This window comes from Caballeronia sp. LZ003 (assembly GCF_031451465.1).
Lineage (GTDB): Bacteria > Pseudomonadota > Gammaproteobacteria > Burkholderiales > Burkholderiaceae > Caballeronia.
The window spans coordinates 2,807,807-2,815,595 of record NZ_JARUXJ010000001.1; the positions used below are offsets into that span (position 1 = coordinate 2,807,807).

6 protein-coding genes are annotated in these 7,789 nt (G+C 61.4%); 4 read left to right on the forward strand and 2 right to left on the reverse strand.

What is annotated here, in order from left to right:
* The first annotated feature begins 381 nt into the window (after positions 1–381).
* The gene (locus QCE79_RS12660) at positions 382–702 is read left to right on the forward strand and encodes a DNA-binding protein (RefSeq protein ID WP_244826352.1); all 321 of its coding nucleotides are present in this window, start codon (positions 382–384) and stop codon (positions 700–702) included.
* 50 nt (positions 703–752) lie between these two features.
* Here the strand turns inward: QCE79_RS12660 and QCE79_RS12665 are convergent, their stop codons facing one another.
* Entirely contained in the window at positions 753–1,451 is a 699-nt protein-coding gene (locus tag QCE79_RS12665; RefSeq protein WP_250465782.1) for a FadR/GntR family transcriptional regulator, read from the reverse strand.
* 251 nt (positions 1,452–1,702) lie between these two features.
* Between QCE79_RS12665 and QCE79_RS12670 the strand changes: the two genes are divergently transcribed.
* The 3 genes from QCE79_RS12670 to QCE79_RS12680 all read left to right on the forward strand — a co-directional run bounded on the left by QCE79_RS12670 (position 1,703) and on the right by QCE79_RS12680 (position 5,774).
* Positions 1,703–2,827, forward strand: coding sequence for a mannitol dehydrogenase family protein (locus tag QCE79_RS12670; RefSeq protein WP_309844532.1), 1,125 nt, complete (start codon positions 1,703–1,705; stop codon positions 2,825–2,827).
* A 115-nt stretch (positions 2,828–2,942) separates the two neighbouring features.
* On the forward strand, positions 2,943–4,223 hold the full coding sequence (locus QCE79_RS12675; protein ID WP_309844535.1) for an MFS transporter: 1,281 nt from the start codon (positions 2,943–2,945) through the stop codon (positions 4,221–4,223).
* A 9-nt stretch (positions 4,224–4,232) separates the two neighbouring features.
* Positions 4,233–5,774 carry an altronate dehydratase family protein gene (locus QCE79_RS12680; RefSeq protein ID WP_309844538.1) on the forward strand — a complete coding sequence of 514 codons (1,542 nt, stop codon included), beginning with the start codon at positions 4,233–4,235 and terminating at the stop codon, positions 5,772–5,774.
* A 120-nt stretch (positions 5,775–5,894) separates the two neighbouring features.
* On the opposite strand, the gene QCE79_RS12685 is transcribed toward QCE79_RS12680, so the two are convergent.
* Positions 5,895–7,535 carry an NAD(P)/FAD-dependent oxidoreductase gene (locus QCE79_RS12685; protein WP_309844541.1) on the reverse strand — a complete coding sequence of 547 codons (1,641 nt, stop codon included), beginning with the start codon at positions 7,533–7,535 and terminating at the stop codon, positions 5,895–5,897.
* Between the last annotated feature and the right edge of the window lie 254 nt (positions 7,536–7,789).

Consider the following 7,789-nt stretch of genomic DNA (forward strand, 5'->3'; position numbering starts at 1 on the left):
TGACGTGGTAATTAAAAAACGAGGCTAGTTTGCGCCGAATGTGCGCTAACCGCTGGTTCTGCCGACTCGAAAGGAGAAGTTTACCCAAAAGCGCGAAGACGCTCTTGTCCCGCCCAAGCCGACCGGCGATGCAAGACGGCTAGAAAACGCTTGGAACACTTCGTGCATTGTCCGGTATGCGGATCTGGCCGGGACGATGCACAGCGTGGGGAAGAAGCCCGGCGCGCCAATGCAGCAAGGAAGAGCAACAAGCAGGTAGCAAAGCCACGCCTCGACAACGCAGTACGCGTCGTCACCCGCGAGCGGCTTTCGTTACGTAACACCTAACACTCAGCGCGGCGATTGCGACTCGCCGGCGCCATGAACATGGAGAGGACGGCGATGGACGCGATCCCCGACAAGAAAGCAGAAAAGCAGTTTCAGGAGATGCTCGCGGCGCTGACCACGATGCCCGCCTGGAGCGAGAAGCAACAACTCGAACTCGAAATGGCTCGAGAGATTTCGGTGGAGATGCTGCGTCTCGCCGAATCGATGCGCGACGGCTCCACGGATATCGAATCGTGTCTGACCATGCTGAAGTACGCCAAGGTGATGGACTTCGTCCTGACCACGCTCGCCTCGCGCCGCGAGATCGCGCCGCAGACACTGCGCGTGATCTTCAAGCTGGCTGGCCTGAAGGTCGATGAAGCGTATCCCGGCTAACGCGGGCTAACTTTCGAGAGAACCGGTTCGTCTTTGAAGGCGCGCCGGTTTCAGCCTTTGCGCCGTGTCATCAGACGCTCGGCCGACTTGCGCATGTGCCGCTGCATCGCGGCTTGAGCCTGCACCGCGTCCCGCGCTTCGAGCGCCTCGAGAATCTCGAGATGTTCGCCAAGCGCGGCCGCCCAGGTTTCCTCCCCCTCGAAATGTCCGCGTAACGTGGATGACAGCGGACTATGCCGTTCGTCATAGAGACTGCCCACTGTCCTGACCAGCACGTCGTTGCCCGACATCTGCGCGATCGCAACGTGAAACGCGCGGTCGGCGCTCATCGGCACTTGTCCCGCTTCGACTTCGCGCGCCATGGTCTCGTAGACGGCGCGTAGCGTCTTCAATGCCTTTGGCTTGGCAAACGGCGCGACATTCGCGGCAATCGCGCCTTCGATCACGCTGCGCGCATTCATGATCTCGATCGGGCTCTCGCCCAGTTCCGCCTCGGTGGCGGGCGGCTTCGCCACGGGCGTCGCGCAGATATAGACGCCCGAGCCCATGCGAATCTCGACTCGCCCTTCCAGTTCCAGCGCAACCAGCGCCTCGCGCACCGAAGGCCGCGACACGCCCAACGTCTGCGCGAGTTCGCGCTCGGAGGGCAACCGGCCGTTCGGCGCAAAGTCCTGCTGTTCGATCAGAGCGCGCAGTTTGTCGGCGATCTGAAGGTAGAGGCGACGCGTTTCGACTGGTTTGACACTCACGTGCACACTCCTGCATGTCTCGGGGAAAACGTGGATTGTAATCAGCGGAAGGGTTGACGCACCGTACGAAGCGCGTTCGACGGTTTTCATACGCTTACAAGTGGCTTGACCAATTCCAATTCAAGCCACTAGTATGCATTTCGGTAAGGCCAGATGGGCCATATTTTTTACGGCTGTCTGGAACCGTTCCCAACGACAAAACCCCATGTACTTCGCCGTCGCATCGAGCGATGGCGCGATAGCCGCCCGACATGACCAATCCGATTCTCCAGTTCGGCACGAGCCGTTTTCTGCAAGCGCACGTCGACTTCTTCGTGGCCGAAGCCGCGCGGCGCGATCCTGCGAAAGCGCTCGGCAAGATCACCGTCGTGCAGACCACGTCGAGTCCCGACAGCCGCGCGCGCGTCGATGCGCTGCGCGCCACGGGCCGCTATCCGGTACGCATTCGCGGACGCGAGCGCGACGCGACCGTCGACACCACCATCGAATGCGATTCGATCACCGAAGCGCTGCACGCAAACGACGACTGGCCCCTGTTGCTAAAACGCATGGAACGCGACGTGAAGGTGATCGTCTCGAACACGGCCGACACGGGTTACGCCCTTTTCGACGAAGACACGGCCGACCTGCTCGATGGCGCGCGTACGCCGCGCGGATTCGCGGCCAAGCTCGCCGTGCTGCTGCACGCACGCTTCAAGGCGAGCGCAGCGCCGATCACGCTGTTGCCGTGCGAACTCGTCTCGCGTAACGGCGACACCTTGCGCGACCTCGTGCTCGACTTGGCGCGCAAATGGAATGCGGACGACGCGTTCATCGCTTACTTGTCGAACGATTGCGTCTGGGTGAATTCGCTCGTGGACCGCATCGTGTCGGAGCCGATCCTGCCGGTCGGCGCGATTGCCGAGCCTTACGCGTTGTGGGCAATCGAGCGGCAAGCGGGCATGACCTTGCCGTGCGAACACGAAGACATCGTCGTCACCGACGACCTCGCGCACTACGAGCGCCTGAAACTGCTGCTGCTCAACCTCGGCCACACGATGCTCGCGGAAATCTGGCGCACGCGCGGCGGCGCGCCCGACATGACCGTGCTCGACGCGATGCGCGATTCCGCGTACCGCGAGCCGCTCGAAGCCACCTGGCGCGACGAAGTGCTGCCGGTGTTTGTCGCACTCGGCAAGGGCGACGTGGCAAGCGACTACCTCGCGAGCGTGCGCGACCGCTTCGAGAACCCGTTTCTCGTGCACAAGCTCGCGGATATCGCGCGCAATCACGACGAGAAGAAAGCGCGGCGTTTTCAACCTGTGATCGATTTCGCCGCCGAACTCGAACTCGATATCGAACAAAAGCGCCTGCGCGATGCATTGAACGCGCATTGAGATCCGCCAAAGAACGCGGACTCCCGTCACACCGTTTTTGAATCACGGCTCACCGCGTCGGCATGGCGGTTCGGGCCGGCAGAAATGAAATGCCATCATCCCGAGGAGACAAACGATGCGCAAAATGCGTTGGGTAGTGATATTTCTGGCCTTTCTGGCCATCGCGATCAATTACATCGATCGCGCGAATCTGGCCGTGGCTGCACCGCAGATTGAGAAGGCGCTCGGCATCGGGCCGGCGGAAATGGGCTTCATCCTGAGCGGCTTCTTCTGGACCTACGCGCTCATGCAGATGCCTTTCGGTTGGTTCGTTGACCGCGTGGGCGCGCGAATCGCACTGCCGCTTGCGGTGGGCTGGTGGTCGGTGTTCACGGCGCTCACCGCCACCGCGACGAGCGTCGCGGGCATGTTCGGCTGCCGGCTGATGCTGGGCGTCGGCGAAGCGGGTGCGTATCCGTCGTGCGCGAAGCTCGTCGCGCAGTGGTTCAAGCCGCAGCAGCGCGCGTTTGCCACCAGCATCTTCGATAGCGGCTCGCGTGTCGGTTCCGCGCTGTCGATTCCCGTCGTTGCGCTCATCATCAGCTCGGTGGGCTGGGAAGCGTCGTTCGTCATTACTGGCGCACTCGGCGCGGTGTGGATCTTGGGCTGGTTCCTCATTTACCGTAATAAGTCGCTCGGCGACCTCACCGGTCCCGTGGATGTCCCGCCGCAACCGGTCGCGCCGAAGAACAAGGTCTCGTGGGGCTCGCTCTTCAAGTACCGCACGCTGTGGGGCATGATGCTCGGCTTTTTCTGCCTGAACTTCGTGATCTATTTCTTCATCACCTGGTTCCCGAGCTATCTCGTGCAGACGCATGGCTTCTCGCTCAAGTCGCTCGGCACGCTCGGCATGATTCCGGCGCTGATGTCGATCCCCGGCGGCTGGCTCGGCGGCGTCGTGTCCGACTCGCTCTTCAAGCGCGGCTGGAGCCTCACGGCGGCGCGCAAGACCTGCATGGTCGGCGGCATGCTGCTGTCGTCGGTCATCACGCTTTCGGCGTTCACCACGAACATCTATCTGATGCTCGGCTTTTTCGGCGTTGCGTACGGCAGCCTCGCGTTCGCCGCGGCCAGCATCTGGTCGCTGCCGGGCGATGTTGCACCGACGCCGGGACACGTCGCGTCCATCGGTGGCATTCAGAACTTCGCGTCGAATCTGGCGGGTATCGTCATCACGACGTTCACGGGCGTCATGGTCGAAATGACGAAAGGCTCGTTCACCATTCCGCTGTGTGTTGCAGGCGGCTTCTGCTTTCTCGGCGCGTTCAGCTATCTTGTAATTGTCGGCAAGATCGAACCGCTCAACCGCGCCGAAACGGAAGCCCTCGCCAACAAGCGCGCTCCCTCCACGATCTAAGAAAACATCATGTCCACCACATCCACCGACCATGCGGTCATCCGGCTGCATCCCAAAGACGATGTCGTCATCGCGACACGTCAGCTGCTCTCCGGCGCGCGCATCGCGTCGGAGGATCTCGTCGTCATAGGCCTGATTCCGCCGGGCCACAAGATCGCGACGCGCGCCATCGCCGCGGGCGAGCCCGTCAAGCGCTACAACCAGATCATCGGCGTGGCGAAGGACGCCATCGCACGCGGCCAGCATGTCCATACGCAAAATCTGTCGATGGCCGAGTTCGCGCGCGAGCACGAGTTCGGCATCGACAAGCATCCGACGCCTTTCGTCGATGAACCTGCGACGTTCATGGGCATTCGCCGCGACGACGGCCGCGTGGCGACGCGCAATTTCGTCGGCGTGCTGACGAGCGTCAATTGCTCGGCGACCGTCGCGCGCGCGATTGCTGATCACTTTCGGCGCGACGTTCATCCGGAAGCGCTGGCGGACTACCCGAACGTCGACGGCGTGATTGCGCTCACACATGGCTTGGGATGCGGCATCGACATGCAGGGCGATGGCCTTGCCATCTTGCGTCGCACGCTGGCCGGATACGCGGTGCATCCGAATTTCTATTCGGTGCTTTTCGTCGGCCTGGGATGCGAGACCAATCAGATTTCCGGCGTGCTCGAAGCAAGCGGACTGAAAGACGGCGAGCGTCTGCGCAGCTTTACGATTCAGGACAGCGGCGGGACGAGAAAGACGATCGAGCACGGCATCGCATTGGTCAAGGAGATGCTCACGGAAGCGAATCGCGTCAAGCGCGAGCCGGTGCCGGCGTCCCATCTGATCGTCGGTTTGCAATGCGGCGGGTCGGATGGCTACTCGGGCATTTCGGCGAATCCGGCGCTCGGCGCGGCCGTCGACAAACTCGTCGCGCATGGCGGCACGGCGATTCTCTCCGAGACGCCGGAAGTGTATGGCGCGGAACATTTGCTGACGCGGCGCGCGGTCAGCCGTGAAGTCGGCGAGAAACTGCTGACGCGTATCAAGTGGTGGGAGGACTATTGCGCGCGCAACGGTGCGGCGATGGACAACAATCCATCGGCGGGCAACAAGGTCGGCGGGCTGACCACGATTCTCGAAAAGTCGCTTGGCGCGGTGGCCAAGGGCGGCACGACCAATCTCGTCGAGGTTTATGAGTACGCGCAGCGCGTCGACGCCAAGGGCTTCGTGTTCATGGATTCACCCGGCTACGATCCGATGTCTGCAACGGGTCAGGTTGCTTCGGGCGCGAATCTCATCTGCTTCACGACCGGACGTGGTTCGGCTTACGGCTGCGCGCCTTCGCCATCGCTCAAGCTCGCGACGAACACCGCGCTCTGGGAGCGGCAGGAAGAGGATATGGATATCAACTGCGGCGGCGTGATCGATGGAACGGCGAGCATTGGGCAACTCGGCGACCAGATTTTTCAGATGATGCTGGATTGCGCGTCGGGCGTGGCATCGAAGAGCGAACTGCACGGGTATGGGCAGAGTGAGTTCGTGCCCTGGCAGGTGGGCGTGGTTACTTGAGGTTCTTTGGATGCGGACGAAAGGGCGCAACGGTGACGATGCGCCCTTTTTCGTTTTAGAGGCAATGGGCGGTGGTTATGTCTCTTCGACGTTTGCATGGACAGCAAATGAGTCGCGACGTTACCGGACGGCCGCCTCATGTTCCGCCATCATCCTCAACGCGACGGCCTCCGCGACTTCGATTCCGTCGATCGCCGCTGAATAGATCCCGCCCGCATAACCCGCGCCCTCGCCCGCCGGATACAAGCCTTCGACATTGACGCTTTGGTAATCGTCATTATTGCGGCGCACCCGCAGCGGCGACGACGTGCGCGTCTCGACGCCAGTGAGAACGGCGTCGTGCATCGCGAAGCCGGGGATCTTCTTATCGAGCTCAGGCAGTGCTTCTCGGATGGCTTCGATCACATAATCGGGCAACGCTGTGCTGAGATCGGTCGGCTTGACGCCTGGCGTGTACGAAGGCACGACCGATCCAAGCGATGTCGAAGCGCGCCTCGCGATGAAGTCGCCCACAAGCTGTGCAGGCGCGCTGTAATCGCCGCCGCCCAGTTCGAACGCACGCTCTTCCCACATGCGCTGGAAGGCGATGCCCGCGAGTGGACCGCCCGGATAATCTTCCGGCGTGATGCCGACGACGATGCCCGCGTTCGCATTACGTTCGGCGCGCGAGTACTGGCTCATGCCATTGGTCACGACTCGGCCGGGCTCCGACGTCGCCGCGACAACCGTTCCGCCAGGACACATGCAAAAGCTGTAGACAGCGCGGCCGTTGCTGCAATGGTGGACGACTTTATAGTCCGCGGCGCCAAGCCGTTCGTGACCGGCGAATTTGCCGAAACGGCTCCGATCGATAATGCCCTGCGGATGCTCGATACGAAACCCGAGCGAAAACGGCTTCGCCTCCATGAAAACGCCGCGATCGTGCAACATCTGGAAGGTATCGCGCGCGCTATGTCCGACGGCAAGCACAACGTGATCGCAACGCAGCGTTTCTCCGCTCGACAGACGTAGACCGCGCACTTTGCCATCGTCGATGTCGATATCCTCGACGCGCTGCTCGAATCGTACTTCGCCGCCGAGTTGATGAATATTCGCGCGCATCTTTTCGACCATGCTGACCAGTCGAAACGTGCCGATATGCGGCCGGCTCAAATACAGGATGTCTTCAGGCGCGCCCGCTTTGACGAACTCGTCGAGGACTTTGCGGCCGTAGTGCTTCGGATCCTTGATTTGACTGTAGAGCTTGCCGTCGGAGAAGGTGCCGGCGCCGCCTTCGCCGAACTGCACATTGGACTCCGGATTGAGTTCGTTTCGGCGCCACAGACCCCAAGTGTCTTTCGTCCGCTCGCGCACGGCTTTTCCACGCTCGAGGATGATCGGGCGAAAACCCATTTGCGCGAGAATTAGCCCGGCAAACAGCCCACACGGCCCCATGCCGATGACGACGGGGCGAAGCTGGCTCGATGCTTCAGGCGCCTTGGCCACGAAGTGGTAAGCCATATCCGGCGTAATGCCGACATGCGGATGCGGCCGAGCCTTTAGTCGCGCGAGCACCGACGCTTCATCTGCCAACTCCACATCGATGATGTACGTAAGCTTGATGTCGGCGCGCTTGCGTGCATCGTGCGCGCGGCGAAAGACATGGAAGCGCACGAGTTCGCTTGACGTCACGCCGATTTCTACAAGGCGTGCGATGACCGCAGGCTCGATGGTCGAATCGGGATGATCGAGCGGAAGCTTGATTTCGCTTAAACGTAGCATGGGAACTCGAATGGCAATCGGCTGCGCAATGTTTTGCTGATTTTATCGCGCGATCAAGGCATGCACGGCTGATCGAATCTGGCGTATCAGCCCAATGCCGCAGAAACGCAAAAACCCCACCTGGTTTGGGGGTGGGGTTTTTGTTGCTGCATGAAGAGCCTGACGATTACCTACTTTCACACGGGAGATCCGCACTATCATCGGCGTGGAGTCGTTTCACGGTCCTGTTCGGGATGGGAAGGGGTGGTACCAAC